This is a genomic window from Prosthecobacter sp. (genome assembly GCF_020439865.1).
GTDB lineage: Bacteria > Verrucomicrobiota > Verrucomicrobiia > Verrucomicrobiales > Verrucomicrobiaceae > Prosthecobacter.
In genome coordinates this window covers 1-21,218 of record NZ_JAGRPF010000036.1, presented here as the reverse complement: position 1 = coordinate 21,218, position 21,218 = coordinate 1, and the positions used below count along the sequence as shown (strand labels likewise).

General features: G+C 59.2%; 18 protein-coding genes. 12 read left to right on the top strand and 6 right to left on the bottom strand.

Annotated elements, in window-relative coordinates; all coding sequences use genetic code 11:
* Window positions 1-150 precede the first annotated feature (150 nt).
* The 7 genes from KDL09_RS03555 to KDL09_RS03525 all read left to right on the top strand — a co-directional run bounded on the left by KDL09_RS03555 (window position 151) and on the right by KDL09_RS03525 (window position 7,565).
* Window positions 151-993 carry a MotA/TolQ/ExbB proton channel family protein gene (locus KDL09_RS03555; protein WP_294381391.1) on the top strand — a complete coding sequence of 281 codons (843 nt, stop codon included), beginning with the start codon at window positions 151-153 and terminating at the stop codon, window positions 991-993.
* Window positions 990-1,397 carry a biopolymer transporter ExbD gene (locus tag KDL09_RS03550; protein ID WP_294381389.1) on the top strand — a complete coding sequence of 136 codons (408 nt, stop codon included), beginning with the start codon at window positions 990-992 and terminating at the stop codon, window positions 1,395-1,397. Before KDL09_RS03555 ends, KDL09_RS03550 begins: the two co-directional genes overlap by 4 nt.
* 6 nt (window positions 1,398-1,403) lie before the next feature.
* On the top strand, window positions 1,404-2,267 hold the full coding sequence (locus tag KDL09_RS03545) for a TonB C-terminal domain-containing protein (protein WP_294381386.1): 864 nt from the start codon (window positions 1,404-1,406) through the stop codon (window positions 2,265-2,267).
* A gap of 9 nt (window positions 2,268-2,276) precedes the next feature.
* Window positions 2,277-3,497, top strand: a complete 1,221-nt coding sequence (locus tag KDL09_RS03540) for a DPP IV N-terminal domain-containing protein (protein ID WP_294381383.1) — start codon at window positions 2,277-2,279, stop codon at window positions 3,495-3,497.
* 101 nt (window positions 3,498-3,598) lie between these two features.
* On the top strand, window positions 3,599-4,006 hold the full coding sequence (locus KDL09_RS03535) for an OmpA family protein (protein WP_294381380.1): 408 nt from the start codon (window positions 3,599-3,601) through the stop codon (window positions 4,004-4,006).
* A 93-nt stretch (window positions 4,007-4,099) separates the two neighbouring features.
* The gene (locus KDL09_RS03530) at window positions 4,100-6,832 is read left to right on the top strand and encodes a PVC-type heme-binding CxxCH protein (RefSeq protein ID WP_294381379.1); all 2,733 of its coding nucleotides are present in this window, start codon (window positions 4,100-4,102) and stop codon (window positions 6,830-6,832) included.
* Window positions 6,833-6,857: 25 nt separating this feature from the next.
* On the top strand, window positions 6,858-7,565 hold the full coding sequence (locus KDL09_RS03525; protein ID WP_294381376.1) for a hypothetical protein: 708 nt from the start codon (window positions 6,858-6,860) through the stop codon (window positions 7,563-7,565).
* Window positions 7,566-7,584: 19 nt separating this feature from the next.
* On the opposite strand, the gene KDL09_RS03520 is transcribed toward KDL09_RS03525, so the two are convergent.
* The 4 genes from KDL09_RS03520 to KDL09_RS03505 all read right to left on the bottom strand — a co-directional run bounded on the left by KDL09_RS03520 (window position 7,585) and on the right by KDL09_RS03505 (window position 12,541).
* Complete coding sequence (locus tag KDL09_RS03520; protein WP_294381373.1) at window positions 7,585-8,232, bottom strand: LysM peptidoglycan-binding domain-containing protein; 648 nt, start codon at window positions 8,230-8,232, stop codon at window positions 7,585-7,587.
* A gap of 66 nt (window positions 8,233-8,298) precedes the next feature.
* Entirely contained in the window at window positions 8,299-9,048 is a 750-nt protein-coding gene (locus tag KDL09_RS03515) for an ABC transporter ATP-binding protein (RefSeq protein WP_294381486.1), read from the bottom strand.
* Window positions 9,048-10,865: an efflux RND transporter periplasmic adaptor subunit gene (locus KDL09_RS03510; protein ID WP_294381370.1), complete on the bottom strand. Its 1,818-nt coding sequence runs from the start codon at window positions 10,863-10,865 to the stop codon at window positions 9,048-9,050. The genes KDL09_RS03515 and KDL09_RS03510 overlap by 1 nt, the downstream gene beginning before the upstream one ends.
* Window positions 10,862-12,541 (bottom strand): TolC family protein, encoded by a 1,680-nt coding sequence (locus KDL09_RS03505; RefSeq protein WP_294381368.1) that lies wholly within the window; start codon window positions 12,539-12,541, stop codon window positions 10,862-10,864. The genes KDL09_RS03510 and KDL09_RS03505 overlap by 4 nt, the downstream gene beginning before the upstream one ends.
* A 147-nt stretch (window positions 12,542-12,688) precedes the next feature.
* Here KDL09_RS03505 and KDL09_RS03500 point away from each other — a divergent pair, with 147 nt between their 5' ends.
* From KDL09_RS03500 to KDL09_RS03485, 4 genes are all read left to right on the top strand, one after another.
* The gene (locus KDL09_RS03500) at window positions 12,689-13,363 is read left to right on the top strand and encodes a sigma-70 family RNA polymerase sigma factor (protein WP_294381365.1); all 675 of its coding nucleotides are present in this window, start codon (window positions 12,689-12,691) and stop codon (window positions 13,361-13,363) included.
* Window positions 13,364-13,559: 196 nt separating this feature from the next.
* Window positions 13,560-14,234 (top strand): choice-of-anchor R domain-containing protein, encoded by a 675-nt coding sequence (locus KDL09_RS03495; RefSeq protein WP_294381362.1) that lies wholly within the window; start codon window positions 13,560-13,562, stop codon window positions 14,232-14,234.
* Between the two features lie 127 nt (window positions 14,235-14,361).
* A complete protein-coding gene (locus tag KDL09_RS03490) occupies window positions 14,362-15,759 on the top strand; it encodes a N,N-dimethylformamidase beta subunit family domain-containing protein (protein ID WP_294381360.1) in 1,398 nt (465 codons plus the stop codon).
* Between the two features lie 9 nt (window positions 15,760-15,768).
* Window positions 15,769-17,034, top strand: coding sequence for a right-handed parallel beta-helix repeat-containing protein (locus tag KDL09_RS03485; RefSeq protein WP_294381358.1), 1,266 nt, complete (start codon window positions 15,769-15,771; stop codon window positions 17,032-17,034).
* Here KDL09_RS03485 and KDL09_RS03480 read toward each other — a convergent pair whose 3' ends face one another.
* The gene (locus KDL09_RS03480; protein WP_294381353.1) at window positions 17,035-18,591 is read right to left on the bottom strand and encodes an NAD(P)/FAD-dependent oxidoreductase; all 1,557 of its coding nucleotides are present in this window, start codon (window positions 18,589-18,591) and stop codon (window positions 17,035-17,037) included.
* 48 nt (window positions 18,592-18,639) lie between these two features.
* Window positions 18,640-19,725 (bottom strand): hypothetical protein, encoded by a 1,086-nt coding sequence (locus KDL09_RS03475; RefSeq protein ID WP_294381350.1) that lies wholly within the window; start codon window positions 19,723-19,725, stop codon window positions 18,640-18,642.
* A 236-nt stretch (window positions 19,726-19,961) separates the two neighbouring features.
* Between KDL09_RS03475 and KDL09_RS03470 the strand changes: the two genes are divergently transcribed.
* Window positions 19,962-21,218: acetylxylan esterase (locus KDL09_RS03470; protein WP_294381347.1), on the top strand; the 1,257-nt coding region annotated here is incomplete at its 3' end.

Genomic DNA, 21,218 nt, shown 5'->3' with positions numbered 1-21,218 from the left:
ACAAGTTCGTTCTTCGGTGAGCCGGGGAAACTTCTCACCTCGCCAAGACAGTCGTTCCTGCCGCATTCTCCCAGCACTCGTCAGTTGACGCCGGACTATTAAGGTCTTTTAACTAGCGGGAGCTTCCCCCTTCTCTTCGCAATGCCGCCCATGGAATCCTTTCTCTCTCCCGGCCTGCAATATGGTCTCGAACACAGCACGCTGACCTGCTGGATCATCTGCGGCATTCTGGCGCTTCTTTCCATCATCAGCTGGGCGGTGATCCTGAGCAAACACTTCCTTCTTTCCCGCGTGCATCGTGCGAACCTGTCCTTCGCACGCGAGTATCGTGAGAGCAATCACCCGCTGGAGTTGTTCCAAAAGCGGGAGCACCACGAATTCTCTTCTTACTACCACATCTATCATGCGGCCTGTCGCGAAATGGCGTGGTATCTTCTCGGAGAAGATGAGCCGGGGACTACCTTTGCGGCCCGGCTGCAGGGAGCCGGACGTATCACCCCTTCTCAAATGGGTGCCGTGCAGACAGCCATGGAACGCAGTGTCGCTGAAGCGGCCCTGCGCCTCGAAGCACGCATGAGCTGGGTGGCCACAGCACTGGGAGGAGCCCCTTTTCTGGGTCTGCTCGGCACGGTGTGGGGCATCCTCGACACCTTCAGCCAGCTCACGACGACTGGTAGCAGCGCCGACCTGGCCACACTGGCCCCGGGCATCACCACTGCACTCGTCACCACGGTGCTGGGCCTGCTGGTGGCTCTACCGAGCATGATCTGCTACAACGCCCTGGTAAACCGCATCCGTGGCATGGTGGTTCGCCTCGACAACTTTGCCAGTGAACTGAGCGCCGGTCTCGACCGCACCTTTGTGGATCACCGGTTCAGCAACGAAGTCCTGCCCAGCATGGGCGCCCTTGGCAGCCCTTCCATGCCCGCCTTCAGCGGAGCGAGTTCCTCCCCCCTGCCCTCGGCGATGCACGCCGCCCCTGTCCGCGCATGAAACGCCATTCGAACCGGCATCAGCTCCGTCTCATCACGGAGATCAACGTCACCCCAATGATGGATCTGGTGATGGTACTGCTGTTCGTGTTTCTGCTGGCGGTGCCACTGCTCAAAGCCTCGAAAAGCACACCGGCTTCGCAGTCAGCCCCACCCTCTGCACCGGCCGAATCGATGGCTCTCACCGTTTATCGCGACCAGTCGGTCACACTCAACGGCGCCATGCTCGCACGTGCCGACCTGCCAGCCTCGCTGAAACAGCTCGCGGAAAACAGGCCCAACATCGGCATCGAGGTGCGTATGCATCGTGATCTGCCGGTGCAGCAGTTGGTGGACACGATGCAGATGCTCGAAACTGCCGGCATCCGAAAGACCGCCGTCACGACTCACACAGACGAACCTTGATTCCGGATGAACCGCAGACGCCCCCCCACGCTGGAGCCGATCTCAGCGGCGATGTTTGTCATCGTCTCGCTGCATCTGGCCGCAGCCTTTGGCGTGTGGTGGTGGTGGCAGGAAACCGGCGCTGGCCGTATCCGCTCCGCTGAGGCGCGACTGCAGTGGATGACGCCAGGCGATTTTAAATCCCAACTGTCGCAGCCGCCTCCGCCCACAAATCCAACCATCGCCACGTCAGCAAAGAAAGCCCCGACAGCTTCCGCACCGAGCGTGAAGAAGACCGACGATCCTCCGGTGCAGAAGGCCACCTTGGTCGCCGGTCCGGCACCGCAGCACCAGATGGAACCGGTGCCCAACACCGCAGGAAGTCCGTTGTTTGCCCAGACCACTTCGACAGCGAAACTCTCCGCCAATCGAAGCATCACATTGCGTCGGGCTCAGGAACGCCGCACGGTCCCCCCCGCTGTCGGCGCCCCCGCCCCTCCGATGGCCAGCCCCACACTGCTGGACATCGCACGTCTCAACACCCTGCGCCCTGCATCGCCAGTTCCCGTGCCCGAAAAAGAGAATCTGCAGATGGAGGAGGTCAGTCTCGACGGCGTGGATGAGGCGGTGAACGCGGCCTTCCTCGCCGCCTGGACCGCCCCCCCGCTCGACAGCGTGCCAGACGGCCAGCGTGAAGGACGGTTGAGCATCTCCATCGGCAAGGATGGCACTCTGTTGAAATCACAGATGAGCAAATTCTCCGGGTCGCATGTCCTGGACCAGTCCATCCTGGAGGCATCCGCTCATGTGAAAAAAATTTCGACGACACTTCCTTCAAAATACTCCAAAGACAGCTACGATCTGGAGTTGAGTTTTCTCCTGCTGCCCTGACACCCGAACATGAACGCCCGCACCTTCCTACTGCTTCTGACCCTCGCCGTCTGCGACGGCACCAGGGTGGAGGCTGGCGTCCTCGACACTCTGCGAGGCTGGATGGGACTGGGTGGCAAAGAAGAGTCAATCCAGGAACCGGAGAAGGTCATGCCGCGCATCCGCATCGGCTCGTTCAGCGGAGGCACCGGCGCCAGCGCACAGAAAGCGCTTCGGAAAGAGTTGCTCGAATCGCGGGAGTTCTTCGTCGCGGGAGCCGATGAAAAAATCGATTTCACGGTGGAGGGTTCTTCCATTGGAGGACGGGTCACCGGCAAGCTCCGTGATGCGAAAGGCAAGGAACTCTTTCAGCGCAGTTACGCGGCTCCCGGGCTCGATGAAAACCTCAAGGCGCTGACCGATGATGTGATCTACACGATCACCGGCAGGCCCGGCCTCGCCACCAGCCGCATTGTATTTGTGAGTGATCGCTCCGGGAAACGCCAGATTTACATCTGTGACTCCGACGGTGGTGAAGTGCATCAGGTCACGCATGACAAATTCGGCGCAGTGGCCCCCTCGCTCTCGCCAGACTCATCCATGATCGCCTTCACCAGCTATCGCAGCGGCTTTCCCATCATTCGTCTGCTCGACCTGAATCTCGGCTGGGAGCGTGGTGTCACCGACACCCCTGGAAGCAGCTTTGGTTCCGCATTTTCACCCGATGGCACTCACCTCTCGGCCGTCATGAGCTTCATCGGCAATCCCGAAATATTTGTCAGCGATCTGAACACCAACACCGCCGCCTGTGTGAGTGATTCCATCGGAGCACCTTCGGGCCCGTCATGGCATCCTGACGGGCGGCAGATTGTCTTCTCCAATGATGAGGGAGATGGTCCGAAGCTCTACATCGTCGAAGTGCCGCAGAAAGAGGGCGAGTCGTCACGCCTGTTCCGCTGGCGCACCGGCTACCACTTCTGCACCGATCCCGAGTGGTCTCCAGACGGCAGATACATCGCATTCACCACCCGCAAGAACGGTGAGTGGACCGTCGCGATCAAACCCTACCCCAACGGCAGCGTCCGCGTGCTGCAGGCCGGCGGCGCCCAGCATCCGTCGTGGAGCCCCAACGGACACTTCATCACCTATGTGCAGCACGGCGAGTTGTTCGTGCATGATCTCCGAAGCGGCAACCGTAGGTCGATCGTGCGAGGATATGGCCAGATCACCGAACCCCGCTGGATGCGTTAGAAACTGACGAAACTCGAATGACCCGTTGCCAGACAGCTCTCTCCGCACTTTCGACTGCATTTGTCCCCTGCTTCGTTCTCGCCTCCTGCAGCAGCGTTCCCATGCCGTCGTTTCTGAAGAATCCGGCTGACGAAGCGGTTGTTTACGCCCTGGGGCCCCGCGATGGCTACACCTCTCCGTTGAGTACGAACCTCAAACCCGCCTGCCCTGCGCTGGTGTTCGGCGAGGATGACTTCCGACTGACCCCGGCGCATGAACATGCCCTCAATGGTGTTGCCCAGGAGGTGTCACCAAACAAAAAGACTCGTCTTCTGATCGCTGGCTACGCTCCTCCCAATCTTCCTCAAGATCACGCCCGCGCCCTTTCCGACCGCCGCGCCCTCGCGGTGCGCCAGCGCCTGATCGAACTCGGTCTCGAAGCTGCCAACATGCAGACGGTCGGTTTCGGCAATGATTTTTCTCCGACCGGACCGTCGTCCGCTGTGGTGGTCATCTACCGGCAAAACTAAGGCACAGGTGTAGCCGCTAGTGAGGCTCTGCAGACGCGGGATGAGTGGTCGGCAAGATCACTGCATTTTTCCCGTTCATTTCGCTCCCCAACAATGACCAGCCGTAAAAACCTCCTCCTCACACTCGCGCTAGCCGCACCGCTCCTCCTCTTCGCTGCCAAGCCGGAAAAGCCAGTCACCAAGGTAAAAAAAGAAAAAGGACCGTTTGTCGCAGGAAAGCCCGCCTTCACTCCCGACCCCGCGGTGCCGGCCTTTGATCCGTCAAAAGTGACACCCGATCACCTCGAACCCGCAGCGTTCAAAGTACCCGAAGGTCTCGAAATCACTGTGTGGGCCACATCGCCGCAGCTGTTCAATCCGGCCAACATGGACGTCGACCACATGGGACGAATCTGGGTCACCGAAGGGGTCAACTATCGCCGCCACAGCGGCCGCAGCCGCGAAGGTGACTGTGTTCGTGTGCTGCAGGACACCGATGGCGACGGCGTCTGTGACAGCAGCCATGTCTTCGTGCGTGAGAAGGAACTCGAATGCCCGCTCGGCGTGGCCGTGTTCGACAACGTCGTCTTCGTCTCCAACACGCCGAACATCATCAAATACACGGATGTGAACCGTGACCTGAAGTTCGATCCGACCGTGGACAAGCGTGAGGTCTTCCTCACCGGTTTCGAACAACCGCAGCACGACCACAGTCTTCACAGCGTTTACGCCGGTCCCGACGGCCGCCTTTATTTCAGCAACGGCAACTGCGGCGCAGAGTTCAGCGATAAGAGCGGGAACACCTTCCGCATCGGCGGTGCCTACCTGAACAATCCGTATGCCGGCGCGAAGAGCGACGACGGTCATGTTTATGTCGGAGGTTTCACCGCCAGCGTTGATCCGGACGGCCACAACGCGCGCATCCTCGGTTACAACTACCGCAACAGCTTCGAAGGTGTGCGCACCTCCTTCGGCGACATGTTTCTGAACGACAATGATGATCCGCCAGCCTGCCGGGTGAGCCATCTCATCGAAGGCGGCAGCTTCGGATTCTTCTCACGCGACGGCAAACGCCAGTGGCGTGCCGACAAGCGCCCTGGCCAGGACATTCCCACCGCTGAATGGCGCCAAGATGATCCGGGCAGCATTCCCGCAGGAGACGTTTATGGCGGTGGAGCTCCCACTGGCATGTGCTTCTATGAAAATGGCGCGCTGGGTGACAAGTGGAACGGCCTGCTGTTGAGCTGCGAAACGGGACGCAATGTTGTCTTCGGTTATCTGCCGAAACCTGACGGCGCAGGCTTCAAGCTCGAGCGCTTCGACTTCTGCACCACCAACACCACAGGCGTGTTCAAGGGCAGTGACTTCGTCGGCGGCGCCAACAATCTCTCTGACGACCGCAAAACACTTTTCCGCCCGTCCGATGTCTGCGTGGGCCCCGATGGTGCGATTTATGTCAGCGACTGGTTCGACAAACGCACAGGAGGCCATCAGGACACCGATGAAACCTGCAGCGGCACCATTTACCGCATCGCGCCGAAGGGCTTCAAACCCCAGGTTCCCGGTCTCAAGCTGGACACGGTCGAAGGCCAGATCGCCGCACTCCAATCTTCAGCGATCAATGTCCGCCACGTCGCCTTCCGGCGTTTGAAGGAAGCTGGCGAAGCAGTTCTGCCGCAGGTGCTCGAACTGCGTGGCCACGCCAATCCCTACATCGCCTCCCGTGCCGTCTGGCTCGCCACACAGCTTGGTGAAAAGGGGCTGACCGCCGCGCGCTACTGGCTCGAGTCCGACGACGCCACCAAACGTCTCGTTGCCCTGCGCGCGATCCGCGCCGCCACCAACGACGGCCTCGATCTCATCTCCAGCATGGCTGCTGATCAGTCCCCCATGGTCCGCCGCGAAGTCGCCGTCGCCTTGCGCGATGTGCCTGCAAAACGCAGCGTGCCCATCCTCGCACACCTCGCTCGTCACATCGACGGCAGCGACCGCTCTCTGCTCGAAGCCTGGGGCATCGGCTGCGAAGGCAAAGAGGAGCTGGTCTGGAACGAACTCCATTCCGACGGCGACTGGAGCGAGGGCTTCGCGCATCTCACCTGGCGTCTGCACCCCGCCGCAGCTGTTCCTGAATTGCAGCAGCGTGCCACCAACCCCAAACTCACGCTCGAACAACGCAAGCTGGCGCTCGACACACTTGCTTTCATTCCAGAAGCCGGTGCGGCCAAAGCAGTGCTCGCCCTGGCGAAGGACAAGGACTCCCCCATTCACACCGACGTCATGTGGTGGCTCATCAAGCGCAGCACCGACGACTGGTCTGCTTTCGGCATCGCTGAAGAACTGAAGAAGGAAGGTATCTTCGATCCCGAAAACGCCAAGCTCGTCACCATTGTCACCCCGGCCGCCATTCCCAGCACGGTGACACTTGATGAGGTTCTCCGATTGAAGGGCAATACAACGAACGGTGCCCAGCTCGTCACACGCTGTGTCATGTGCCATCAAATCGGCGGCCAGGGCGTCGAGTTCGGCCCCAGTCTCGAAGGCTGGGGGCGAAGTCAGCCGACCGAGATCATCGCCCAGGCACTCATCGATCCCAGCAAAGACATCGCGCATGGTTACGACGGCCAGGAGATCGTCACCAAGGATGGTGTCACCATCGACGGCATGATCCTCACCGAAGGCGACATCATGATCGTCCGAAGCATGGGTGGACAGAATCAATACGTGGCCAAATCCCGCATCAAAAGCCGCCGCAAACTCGACCGCAGCATGATGCTGAGCGCCACGCAGCTCGGCCTGACCGCGCAGGATGTCGCGGACATCGTGGCCTATCTCCGCACAGGAAAATAACCACCGAGACTCCGCGTCACCGCCCATGTCGCCCTATCGATTCTGCCTCTTCGTAGCAGCCCTCAGTCTCTGCGGCTGTGTTCATTCTCCGGTTCCCGCGCCACCCGAATTTCAGCTTTCGACTGACGCGCTTCAGCAGCAGTACCCTGCCACGCGCACCACAGGAGCAGCTCATTTGTTCGCGCATGAAATTGTCACCACGCTCGACGAGTTTGGCCGCGAGACCCATCAAGCCAGCGGTGGAGCGCTGCTGCTCAAAGAATCCAATCCTCCCATCCACGCAAAAGCCTCCACCATCGTCATCACTCCCAACTTCGCCGAAGTGCACGGCGAGGCCGTAGTGAAGAAAAACGACCGGCTCTACATTGGAAAAGACGACTCCACAAAGATCATCATCGACGGAACAGCCATCAAACCGGAAGGCCCTCACCTCGTTCGCACGATCGCCGCCGAAAGCGACCAACAGAAGCCTTCCAAGCTCGAGGAAACCACCATCAGCACCACACAGGAGCCGGTCATCGAAGCAAAGCCCTCCTCACGCCGCGAACCAAAGAAGACAACTCAGTCAGTCGCCTCAAAGTCCACGTCCAAGACAGCCCCATCGGCAGTAAAACCTAAAGCGAATCCGCCCGTCTCCAAACCAGCTTCTCCACCGGCCACCAAGCCCAAGGCTCTGCCCACAACAGACCGGGCACGCCTGCTTGAACTTATGCGAGCCCCCAAAGATCCCTGAGATCGCTTCAACAGTCTGGTCAAAACGCCCAGCGATAAGGCGCATTGTGGATCAGCTTGCTCTTCGGATAGGCGGAGATGCGCACCTGATTCTTGGAGTTGCCGCTCAGCAGCCAGACATTCGTCGCATCCAGCGCATGCAGAAAACCAATGTGGCCGCTGCTGGCCTGATCCGTTGTCAGCGGCTGGAGAATGCAGATCGCACCATAGGTCGCGGCCACGGGACGTCCCCAGCCCCACCAATCCGAAACTTTGGCGCTGCCCTGAGGCCGATAGCCCGAACGCAGCACACACCAGTTAACAAAGGCCGCGCACCAGGCTGTCTCATCGTGCAGCAAGCTCCCGCTGATGCCGCAGCTCCTCAGGTACTCGAGGATGCGCGGGTTGTCGCCTTGCGACCACTCCTGAACTCCAACCTCCATGATGGCGATCTGCATCCACGGCGGCGGTGCGGCGAAACTCGTCGGCGCAGACGCGACTGTTTCGGGCGGCACACCGGTGACGACGCCGTTCACATTTACGATCTGCCCGGGAAACAACACCTTCCAATTTCCCGTGCCCCACTCGACAAGCCCCGGGTTCAACTTTTGAAACTGGGCGAGCGTCATGCCAAAGGACTTCGCGATTTTCGAAGGATTGTCGCCGGGCTGAACCGTGTATTGGGCCATAGCAGGGATCATTGCCCTGCGGATTGAAAAAGCCACCGCTCTTTTGGCGCTCCCGAAAATCTCGGCTCAAGCCGCAGGTGCGTAGTGTTCCCCAATGACCTTGCCGCGCAGACGGCCGGCCTTGGCGCCAGCCTGATCGTGCTCAATCAGACCGTCCCGAAGGCGAATGATGCGGGTGCAGCGCTCCACCATGCGCTCGTCATGCGTCACAAAGACCAAGGTCTTGCCCTGCTGATTGAGCTCGTCGAAAAGATCGAGAATTTCCTTTCCCGACTTTGAATCGAGATTTCCCGTGGCCTCATCCGCCAGAATGACGAGCGGATTGTTCGACAACGCCCGTGCAATGGCGACGCGTTGCTGCTGACCGCCCGAGAGTTCGTTGGGCTTGTGATACAAGCGATGATCAAGCCCGACCTGGGAGGCCAGACGGGTGCCCGTTTCGATCATGTCAGCCTCTTTGGCGCCACCATAATACATTGGCACGGCAATGTTCTCGATGACGCTTAGCTGCTGAATAAGATTGTAGCTTTGAAAGATAAACCCGAGGTTTCTGTTTCGGGCGGCCGAGAGATCGTCGTCGTTGAGATGCGCCACGTTCTGCCCGCCGAGAAAGTAGTCGCCGGAGGTTGGCTGGTCGAGACATCCGAGCACGTTCAACAGCGTGGACTTGCCGCAACCTGAAGGCCCCATGATGCAGACGTATTCTCCCGGGTAAATGGAGAGCGAGACGCCCTGGAGCACATGCTGGGTCAGGTCTCCCATCTGGTAGCTCTTTCGGATGTCCACCAGTTGGATGATGGGATCAGCGGCGGGCATCACGGTTGTGCCACAGCAACGTTCTTTTCCTTCGGTTTAACTGGCTTGGCCTTCGGCGCATCACCCGAAGGCGCCGCCCCGGCAGGAACCGGCCGTCCACCGTTCAAATCCACTTCAGACTTCTTCGGCAAGGCCAGCGCCACCGCCTCCCCTCCAGCAAGACCGTTGCGCACTTCGATGAATTCATCGTTGAACAGGCCTGTGCTGATCTCCCGGCGTTCAAGACTGCCGCTGTTGTTGATGTAGCAGAAGTGATGGTCCTGCTCCACCTCGACGGACTGCACGGGCACATAGATCACATCGGCGAGCTGGTCCACGATGATCTCCACCTTGGCGTTCATTCCGGGCTTCATCCACGGATGATAGCCATTGATGTGAATGATGCAGGGATAGACTTTCAAATTGGGAGTGTATCGGCTGCTGCTGGAGTCAGGCAGAATGGCCAGTTCGGCCACGCGTCCGTCGAGTTCCTTGCCTGGTTCCGCGTCGACGCGCACCTTCACCGGCTGACCAATGCGCACCTTTTTGATCTGCGATTCATGCACGTTCACTTTCACGCCCATCTGGCTCATGTCAGGAATCGTGAGCATCGTCTGGCGGAGGCGCACGGTGGCGCCTTCCTCGATCGGATAATTGTAGTTGTAGCTTGAGCCGGCGTTCAGATCCCCATAGGCGACGAGGCCGGGCTGCGCGGCCTTGATGACACACGCTTTGAGCTGGTGCTCCAACCCCTCGCGCTGCGTCAGTTCCATCTCGTAGCGCCGCTTGGCCGTCATGAAACGCGTCTCCGCCTGGGCCATGCGAGAACGATTGGAACGGATCGTGCGCTGCAGCTTGTTCAGCGCCTCCCGATACGCGGCGATGAGAGTGGAGCACTGCTTGTTGAACTCGTATTTCTTGAACAACGACAGTGCAGTCTCCGCAGTCTTCACAGACAGCGACACCTTTTCAAAGGTCACCTGGTCATTCTCAAGCTGCGCCGAGGTGATGAACTTCTTGTCGGCCAGACGGGACGAGGATTCGACCTTCTGCTTCGCCACAGCGAGTTCGGAGCGGTGCAGCAGCAATTCGTCCTCCAGTTGACGAAGTTTCTGCTGGGCCTCACCGTCGCTCTGGGTCTTCTGGTCCAAAAATGGTGCGAAGTCGATGATTTCACTTTCTGTCCTGACCACTGCCGCCTTCTTTCCGGGCTGCTTCTCACTCGCGGATGCCTTGGTCTTGGCCACATCGGCCGACACCGGCGTGTTCGCCTGGGTCTCGAGCACGTCCGAGTATTTTTCAAAAGCCTCCACGTCCTTGGGCAGCCCGGCAGTGTCCAGAATGGAGGCGGTGACATCACGGCCAAGATACTTTTCAAAGTCCATCAGCGCAAAAATAGCCGTCTGTTTCGTGTCCCGGACAAGGCTCTGGTTTTCGCTCTTCTGGATTTCGCGGTTCTCATCCGCGTCGATGTAGTTCGACACGGTCGTCTGGAACTCGATCTCGTGGCTTTGAATGCGCGTCTTCAGGTCCGTGCTGTCGAGTTCAATCAGCACCTTGCCTTCCTTCACATCCTCATCGGTGATGAGATAGCCTTCGGGAATGAGGCTCAGGATCTTGGTCGGAATTTCAATCTCGCTTTTGACCTCGGCGTTCTGCAGGGCGCGGATTTCGCCACCTTGAAGCACATTGATCTCCAATGGTCCGCGTTGAACGATGAATGTGGGCACCTGGTCGGCCTGCGTCGATCCACCGGACATGAGCCACCATCCGGCCAGGACCGCGACACAAATGCCTGCAATGGTGATGATTCCCTTGATGGATTTTCCCTTCTTCATTCGCCTTTGGCTTTCTCCTTGTTCAATACGTCCACCCACGTGCCGTCTTTCTCGATGAAGAGGATGCCCATGTCCCGCCAGAGTTGCAGGCGAACAAGAGTGTGGTTGATCGTGGTGGCGACCATGAGGTCACGAGTGGTGTTGATGTCACGCTGGGCGTCTACGAGGTTGATCGCCGTGCCCTGGCCCTCAGCGTTGAATGCTTCTTCGAGTTCGAGTCGCGCCGAGCTGATTTCCATGCCTCGTTTGGCCAGCTCATACTGTTTGCGTGCCAGTTCCAGGTCACGCCAACCGGTTCGCACGTCGCTCCTCACATTCTCCTCCGCCAGTTCGAGTTCACGGCGGGCGCGCTGCTCGGCGATCGTCGCCGATCGCAGCGTGTTGCGTTCGGGCTTCTGATTGAGGTTCAAATCGGTGTTCAGGCCCATGCTGGTGCCGCGATTGCGCGGGACGAGCGCAAAATCGTTCCGGCTCGGGTTGTCGAGGATATTGTAGGACACCAGTGAGTTCACCGCGGGAAGCGTCTGCTGTTTGGCGATCAGAACTTTTCGGCTCGCGTCTTCCACGGCATCACGTGAATTCCACACATCCAATCGGGCCGTGAGCGCGGTCGTCACAGCCTCATCCAGCGTGCCAGTGGGATCAATGACCTCGAGATCATGCATGTCCTTGTAGTCCAGAACGATGCGTTCTGTCACAGGAAGGCCCATCTGGATTTTCAAATCGTCCAAGGCCTGCTCGTAGTTGCGGATTGCGTTCAACCAGCTTCGGTTGAACACGATCCGCTGCTGGGAGAGACGATAGAGTGAGGACTTGGTGCTTGCGTTCTCCTTCTGCATCGCCGTTTCGCGGTCCACGACGAAGTTGAAAGCCTTGAAGCCAAGGTAAGCGTTTTTTGCCGACTCTCGTGTCTGAATCGTCCGGAAATACTGCGTCGCCACATCCACCGCGAAGGATTTACGATACTGCGCAAAGGACCGGATCGCATACAGCACCGTACGCTCGTTTTGAGTCAGCGACTCCGAGGCCGAAAGGTAGCCGGCCCCGCTGAGCAGCGGCTGCGTCACCGAGAAACCGAGTTGTGTGACGCCTGAATCCGCGCCGCCCGTGAAGAAGCGCACGAAGTTCGTCGTGAGGTTCGTCGCGATAAGCGCTCCCGTGCGAGTGAGTGCCGACAAACCCAGGTTTCCGGTGGAAGTCAGCGCCGACGTCCGCACGAGGTTGTTCACCCCTGTCTGGACTTTCGTACTCGCCAGCGTGGAAGAACCTCCTCCAGACATGATTGGCCCGAACTGCTGCCGTGTGAGCGTGAGGTTCAGCGCCGCGAGGTACACCACCTCCTTCTGTAGCAGATAGCTCCGGTTCCGGTGCACTGCAAAGTTCAGCGCTTCACCGAGCCCGATGACGCGGGCATCCTTTTCAAGATAAGCCCGTTCTCCGAGAAACTCGACCGTCTCCATATTCTTCCGAAGCTCCTCCATCTTCACCGGCGGAGGCGGTGTGATGTCGAGAAAAGCCTGCCCGGAATTGGGCACTTTGCTGGCCTTTTTGCGCAGCAGGCCAAAAACCTCCTTGTCCGCCCACTTCTTATAAAAGCCTGTGGAGCAGCCACTCGTTCCCAGGGCAAGCAGCGTGAGAAACGCGGCGGCGGGCTGGAAAAAGCGAGATTTTGGCATAGGAGATCTGACCGGCATCGGGGTGGTTGGGCCGGGATTGGTATTTTTTGGGGGCCATGCAATACGCCTTGCTGAACGGTGATCTATCGAAAGGAAGGCAAAACCTCATTGCCTCCGACGCTGCCGCCGTTACTATTGCTGCCCCGCATGTCCGACGTCCCCAAAGTCGCTGAAACTGAAGAACTCCTCAAGGAGACCTCCGGATCCCCCCCGACCCGGAAAACCTTGATCGAGAAACTCGACAATTGGGACGATTGGGCCAGTTGGGACGAGTTTTACCGGACCTACTCCGGCTTCGTCTTCCATGTCGCCCGAAAGACCGGCCTGAGCGACGACGAGGCCAACGATGTGGTGCAGGAAACCTTCATCGGGGTGGCAAAAAACCTGCAGAAAAAGAAATTCGACACCAGCCTCGGTTCCTTCAAATCCTTCCTCCTCAATCAGGCCCGATGGCGCATCCTCGACCAGTTCCGACGCCGCAAGAAGCAGCAGAGCCGCGAGGCCAACCTCTACGCGGACGAAACCGACGAACGCCGCACCGCGCCGATTGATCGTTGCGCTGATCCGAACGGTGTCGCCCTCGAGAAACTCTGGGAAAAAGAATGGCAGGACAAGGTGATGGACATCGCGCTGCGCCGTGTGCGTGCGCTTGTCTCGCCACGCCAGTTCCAGATTTTCTCCTGCTACGTGCTCAAAGGCTGGAGCCCCGAACGCGTGAAGAAGGAACTCGGCGTCAACGCCGCCCAGGTCTATCTGGCCAAGCATCGTGTCGGCCGCATTCTGAAACGCGAAGCCGCAAAGTTGGCGGAAACGGAGCAGTGAGCGGCTGAGTGTCTTCCTGCGCGATATATTCGACATCAGGCAAGCACCTTCCCCGGGAATTCCGGATGGGCGGCAATATTTTTGATTGACGCAGCGCGTCATTTCTAATTTTATTTCGTTTGTCACTTGGAACGCTACAACACAAGCAATCTAATATATGACTAAACAAAACGATCTCCTTAGAGGAAGTTCGCGGATGTTCACTCTCGCCAAAAAAGCGCGAGTAATCGGGGCCTCCATTTTACTCATGTCGCTCATCAGCACAGGCACGTCCTCTGCTGCCACAACGGTTACTAATCTTGGGAACCTATTCGATGGAACATACAATGTCTATGATTCGCCCGCCGGGCTAGGACGTGATGTGGCGGGCTCGTTCACCACAGGCTCCGATGGGCTCTCCCTTGAGAGTGTCACTCTGCTTATTGGTGGATCAACCTTCAATAATGGTGGGTTTGGCGTGAGCCTCTACAGTGATGCTACCAACGCCCCAGGGACAGATCTGGGCGTTTCATTCCTAGGCACTGCATTCCCTACGCCTGACGGCAATTTCACCTACACAACCAGTTCCCCCTATACCCTCAGCGCCAACACTCAGTACTGGGTTGTTGCCAGCGTACCTCACACGAATTCAAACACCGGTTATGCATGGCGCACCACCAGCAATCCCACGGAAATCAGCGATCCTGGCTGGAGCATCGGCGCGTTAGCCACCCGTAACGTGAACAGTGGAACACCAGAATCTTGGTCCGTGGATGCAAACACCTCGATGGGCCTGTCCATCCAGGCAGTTGCCGCGGCCCCTGAGCCATCGAGAATGCTGCTGACATCTGCTGGTTTAATTCTGCTGATTTTCCGTCGCAAACGCAGCTGAGTTCATAGCAGCCGTGAATTAGAACGTGGAGTGGATATCGCGTCGGCTTTTATTGAGTCGTATGACGACCGTCCAGCAGTGACTGGACGTCTTGAAAGTATAGGGCCGAACGCGCCGTAGGCGCTCCATGCTACGACCACTTGCTCTCCTCCTCGCTGTCTCATCTCTCCACGCCGCCGATCCGGTGGCTCTCTTCATCGAAGGTTATGCCGGCCAGCGCAGTGTCGCTCAAGGCGAGGAGATGCCGGTTCACGTCAGCACCACGGCGGCGAAGTATGAGATCGAAGTCGCACGACTCGGCGCTCAACGCGAAGTCGTCTGGAAGAAGTCGGACGTTCCCGGCGCGGCCTATCCCGTGCCTGAAGACGCCAGCGCCAACGGTTGCCGATGGCCGGAAAGCGTGCGCGTGCCCGTCGGCGCGGACTGGAAGAGCGGCTACTATGAGGTCGCGCTGCGTGCTGCCGACACCGGCGGCAAGTGGACGCATCGTGGGGCACGCACGGCCAGCAGCGGCACTCATTTCATCGTCAGGCAGGCGAAGCCGGGCAGCACCTCGAAGATCCTTCTGCAACTCTGCACGAACACCTACAACGCCTACAACAACTGGGGCGGCTTCTCCGTGTATGCCTACAACAGCCTTTCAAACAACCAAGGACATCGCGTAAGCTTTGAGCGCCCCGGCCCGTCACAGTTCAGTCGTTGGGAGCATCCCTTTGTAAAATGGGCGGAGACCAACGGCTATCCGCTTGAGTTCGCCGCCAACGATGATCTCGAATTCCACCCGGAGATTCTCGCCAGCTACAAAATCGTCCTCAGCGTCGGTCACGATGAGTATTGGAGCACGCCGATGCGCGATAATTTGGAAGCCTGGATCGCCAAGGGCGGCAACGTGGCCTTCTTCAGCGGCAACACCTGCTGCTGGCAGGTGCGAGCCGAGGACAACGGCCGCGCCTTCACCTGCTGCAAGCAGAACTACCACCTCGATCCCGTCTTCCAGACGCGCGACTTCAAACTCCTCAGCACCGCGTGGAGTCATCACCTGCTAAAGCGTCCCGAGAACGAACTCACCGGTGTCGGCTTCCTGTGGGGCGGCTACATGCGCAGCCACGGCCAGTTCATGGACGGCGACGCCTCCTTCATTGTGCATCGCCCCGACCACTGGATCTTCGAAGGCACCGGCTTGAAACGCGGCGATCGCTTCGGCGGCAAGGACACCATCGTCGGCTACGAGTGCGACGGCTGCGAACTCGAATGGAAGAACGGCCTTCCCTTCGCCACTCACAAAGACGGCACGCCCAAGAGCTTCGAAGTCCTCGGCACCTGCCCCGTGCGCTGGCACCCCGACGACGTCGAGTGGTATGAGAAATGGGAGATCGGCCGCACCGGCGTCGCCTGCCTCGGCGCCTACACCAACAACGGCACCGTCTTCACCGCCGCCACCACCGACTGGGCCCATGGTCTTCAGGGAAATGACGTCACCGTCGTGCGCATCACGAAGAACGTGCTGGATAAACTCTCCAAATAGAATCATCCGATGAAATCGCTTCTTCTCTTATTGGTCGCCACGAGCGCACTCGCCGCAGATCGCCCCGCGGTCACGATTCCTCGCCAGACAAGCGGCGACACGGCAGTGCAGCCGAAGTGGGAGGAGGCATTGACGATCACCGTTGGCACAAAAGACGCAGACATCGTCGGCAATGACCAGCGGGCCATTCAGGCGGCGGTGGATCATGTGGCGCGACTCGGTGGCGGCACGGTGCGCATCAAAGAGGGAACGTATCGACTCCGAAACGCCGTCTATTTGCAAAGCGGCGTGAACCTCATCGGTGAGGGCGAGAAAACGCTGCTCATCAAGGAGCCGTCCACCACCACGCCGTTGAAGCTCGACAGTGACTGGTATGACCAGGAGATCACCCTGCACGATGCGAAGGGCTTTCGCGTGGGCGATGGCGTTTGCCTGCGGGCGAAGGATGCGAAGTCAGGGCGCCGGACGGTGATCAAACGTACGCTGGTGGCGCGCAGCGGAAACCGCTTCAAGCTCGACAAGCCTTTGCGTGAAAACCTGTGGCAGATGAACGACGCGACGTGTTCCACCCTCTTCCCGCTCCTCAGCGGCGAGTTTGTGAACGACCTGCGCATCGAGAACCTCGTGCTCGACGGCAACCGCGAGCACAACGCCGAGCTCGATGGCAACTACGCCGGCTGCATTTTCCTGCAGGACTGCAACCGCGTGCAGATTCGCGGCGTCACCGCCCGCAATAATCAAGGCGATGGCATCTCCTGGCAGATCTGCCACGACGTCGTGGTCGAAAATTGCATCAGCGAGAACAACAAGAACCTTGGCCTGCATCCTGGCAGCGGCTCGCAACGTCCCATCATCCGCAACAACACCCTGCGCGGCAACGACATCGGCATCTTCTTCTGCTGGGGCGTCAAATACGGCCTCGCCGAGCATAACACGATTGAAGGCAACCGCCTCGGCATCTCCATCGGCCATCGCGACACCGACAACCTCATCACCGGCAACATCATCCGCGACAGTAAGCTCAACGGCGTCCTCTTCCGCCCCGAACGCGGCCCCGACTTCGCCGGTCATCGCAACCGAATTGAGAAGAACACCTTTATCGACAATGCGCCTGAAGGCGGCGCCGTCATCGACATCCAGGGCAGCACGGAGAATATCACCATCACCGACAATCAGTTCACCGAAACCCGCGGCGGCGCAAAGCGCGAACTCGTTAAGCAGGGCCCGGACACGAAGCAGATCGTCGTCGAGGGCAGCAAGACGAAAGGATTGTGATCAGGCCTTCTTTTCGGTGCCCAGCAGTTCCCGCGCCGCGCGGTTACCGCTTTCGACACCACCATTCATGAAGGCCGGTGATGCGGAGCTGGTGTGTTCGCCCGCAAAGACCATTCGGCCGTCGAGTTCGGGAGTCCTGGCCGCATCGTACACCCAGCAGTACTGTCCCACCAGCGGGCAGGAATAGCTGCCCTTCATCGTCTTCATGCTCGGCCAGTTGAGCATCGCCTTGTTGCCATCGTGCTTCGTCTTGAGGCCGGGAAAGATGGTGTCGAGTTCGGCAATGTACTTCTCAATGTTTTCCGGTCCGTATTGCGCACCGACGCTGCCGCCCATGAAGTTGGTGATGATGCCGCTCCCGCCGTTCTGTCCACGACTGGTCTCCCACACCGTCTGAAAGCTCTTGTCGGCATACACGCTGCCGTTGCAAAAACCGGTGCGACCTCCCATGGGCGTGCGCCACAGCCGTTCGGAAAAGCCGTACATGACCTTGATGTTGGTGCCATAGCCCATCTCCTGAATGGCGCGCTGCTTTTCCGCTCCCAGCTTGAGCTCCTTCACGCCTTCGATACCGCGCAGAATCGTGAACGGCAGCGCCATGACGACATGGTCGTAGGAAGGCGTGAGCAGTTTCGATCCGGCGACAAAGCTGAGCTTGATCTTCTCGCCCTCGTCCTCAATGCGCACCAGCCTGTGGCCGCTGTTGAGTTTCACCCCGCCCTGAATGGCCCGATGCACAGCCGTGGGCAGCGTGTCGTTGCCACCGCGGACGCGAAAGGCCTCGTCGCTTTCGCCGAAGATCTCGAAGCCGTTGCTGGTGTCCGGATTGATGAAGTCGATGAGATTGAGTGCCGACTGCTTCTCTGCGTCGAGCCCATACTCCGGCACGTAGGCCACCTCGAGCATCTGCACGATCCAGCGTTCCGCGCCCGCGCCGATCTGCTTGAAGTAGTCCTTGAGGCTGACGTTGTCGAATTGCCTCGCCTTGTTCGTGAACTCCTCCTTGTCGTCATAGAGGCCGTCAGCATCCCTCGCGATCTGCTTCGCCAGCGGTGCAAACGCGGCCACGACATCTTCATCCGTGTAAAACTTCCCGCCAAAGTGGAAGAACTCCACCCCCGCATCGCCGTCCAGGAGATTTTGGATTTCCACTCCCAGCTCCTTCGCCAACTCGATGAGGTCTGTGTGGTTCGAGTCCACCAGTTCGCCGCCGAGCTCGACGAACATGCCGTCCTTGTTGAAGTCGCGTTTCGTCCACATGCGTCCACCGAAGCGTTCGAGCTGCTCGTAGAGATGCACCTCCACACCGGCCTGCATGAGACGGTAGGCTGCAGTGAGTCCGGAAATGCCGCCGCCGACCACGGCGACAGGTCCTTCGATTTTCTTCGTGGAAACCCCTTCCTTTTTCTCAGCATCCTGGGCCTGCAACCCAAACGCAGCCGCTGCTCCGGCGGCGGTGCTGAGACGAAGAAAGTCACGCCGGGTGTGGTACGGCATGGAGGCCTCGCGCATCGCGCGCATGACCTGGCGAAAAAGAGGAGTGCGTCCTGGATTCATGGCGGTGAAGGATGATGGAGTTGGGGATAATCGAAGGCCTCACGCGGGTCACTCGTCGTTCGTCGGTCCGATGCCGATGAGCCACAGTTTGATGAAGTTCATCACCTGCTGCTTGGTGAGCTGGTTCGCATCGAGCTGATAGATGATCTTGCTGGCGGTCACCGAGTTCTCGCCCGCCGCTTTCGCCATGGTGTCCACGTAGGTCACCGTGCCGGTGAGTGAAGGCACGCTGTTGTCCATGGCGAAGAACGCCTCCTCGTCGCTGGCGATCTTGAATGCATCAGCCTCGGTTCTGGCTGGTTGGGTCGTGTCCTCGTTCCAGCGCAGGTTGAACTCATACCGTCCTTTGCCATTCGTGGAGCGGTCCGGATCTTCCACCCACTTGATCGAACCGGTCACCACGTCGTCGTAATCCCGGCCGTTGAGCGTGTAATGAAAGCGCAGACCGTTGGTCAGCCAGTTCCCGGTCTCATAGTCAAAGTCGAGGTTTCCGTTCACCGTGCACTTCGGATAGCTTTGCGCCGGGCCCATCGCGAGCGTCACGTTTTCGAAGCGCATGGGGTCCACGTTGTTCACCTGAATCTTGACCTCCTTGCCCTGCAGTCTGCGCACATAGGACATCACGCCGTCCGTCTTCTTTCCCTTGCCGTAAAGGCGACCGCCAAAATCGTCGGTGAACGCGGGCACCTTGCCGATGGCGTCCACGCGAATGCGTTGCGGACTGTCGCCGGTGCCCGCCAGTTCATGCACGCCTTGTGCATCGATCGGCACGGTGCCCACCCACTTGCCCACGGTCTTTCGCTGCGTCATGTCCACCGGGTTGATCACCGCCAGATCGAGGGAGTAAAAGAGCTGCCCCGGCTGGTCCACGGTGCCGAGAATTTTTTTCGTTATCAGCGACTGGCGTTCAACACGTCCCTTGAACTCGGTGGTCTTGCCCACATTGATCGCGATCTCATACACGTCCTTGGCACCCTTCTCCGGCCTGCCGTCATCGGTGAGCCGCGTTCGGGAATCGAACGTGATGTCCACCGTTCCGGAAACCATGCCCGGCTGAGTGACCTTTTCCAACTCCTCGCTCCGCGCCGCAACCAGCAAGAGCATCCACAACGAAAGAAAGCCGGACGTTTTCATGATCGTGATGTGATTAAAACCCACCGAACGTGTCGAGGCGGAGTCTAGGACCGCAGCCGCAAATCGCAAGCTGCACAAAAATCGACTCGGACAAAAAGACGTTTCCAGCACCGTCGGCACAGACGTAGGCGCCAACACAGGGCAAACGAGCCGCGAAGGAATTGGGATTGTCACTTCGCGACGTTCGTGATGAACTTCGCCCGCTCGCACCGTTGGTGTGCGGTCGCTTTCCAACCATGAAACACACGCTGCTCCTCGCTTTCCTCGCCGCCATCGTTGCTCAGGCCGAAGACATCCGTCTTCAACCGCCGAAGGACCTGAACGGCTACTTTCCCTTCAATCCGCCTTCGTCATTGAGCGAATGGGATGTGCGTCGTGAGCAGGTGCGTCGTCAGATCCTCGTCGCGGAAGGTTTGTGGCCGATGCCGACGAAGACGCCGCTGAATCCGGTCATTCATGGCAAGGTTGAAGGCGACGGATTCACCGTGGAGCGTGTGTACTTCGAGAGCGCTCCCGGATTCTACGTCACCGGCAGCCTGTGGAAGCCAAAGGAGATCAAAGGCAAGGTGCCGGGCATCATGTTCGCCCATGGTCACTGGCAGGATGCGCGACTTTCGCTGGGCACGGAGGACAAGGTGCGAGCAGAAATCGCCGCGGGTGGTGAACGTTTCGAGCGCGGCGGGAAGAGCATCTTCCAGTCGCTCTGCGTGCAACTCGCACGCATGGGCTGCATCGTGTGGCAGTGGGACATGCTGAGTGATTCAGACTCGATCCAGTTTTCGCGCGAGATCGTGCACACGTTCAAGAAACAGCGCCCCGAGATGAACACGACGGAGAACTGGGGTCTCTACAGTCCGCAGGCGGAGTCGCATCTGCAATCGATCATGGGTCTGCAAACATTGAATGCTGTGCGCGGTCTCGACTTCCTGCTTTCGCTGCCCGAGGTCGATCCTGAGCGCACTGCCATCACGGGCGCGAGCGGCGGCGGCACGCAGACGATGCTGCTCGCGGCCATCGACGACCGCATGAAGCTCTCCTTCCCCTGCGTGATGGTCAGCACCGCGATGCAAGGCGGCTGCACGTGTGAAAACGCATCGCTGCTGCGCATCGGCACCGGCAATGTCGAGTTCGCAGGTCTCTTCGCGCCGAAGCCGCAGGGCATGAACACTGCGAACGACTGGACGAAGGAAATGGCGACGAAAGGCTTCCCCGATTTGCAGAAGCTCTACACGACCTTTGGCAAGAAGGACAACGTGCTGCTCGTGCGCGGCGAGCATTTCCCGCACAACTACAACGCGGTCACCCGCAGCGCCTTCTACACCTTCGTGAACAAGCATTTCAAACTCGGCTTCCCATCGCCGGTGATCGAGAAGGACTACGAACCGCTCACAAGAGACCAGCTGACCGTGTGGGATGACAAGCACCCTGCACCGAAAGCGGGCGATCCCGAATTCGAACGCAAGCTGCTTAAGTGGTTCACCGAAGACGCGGAG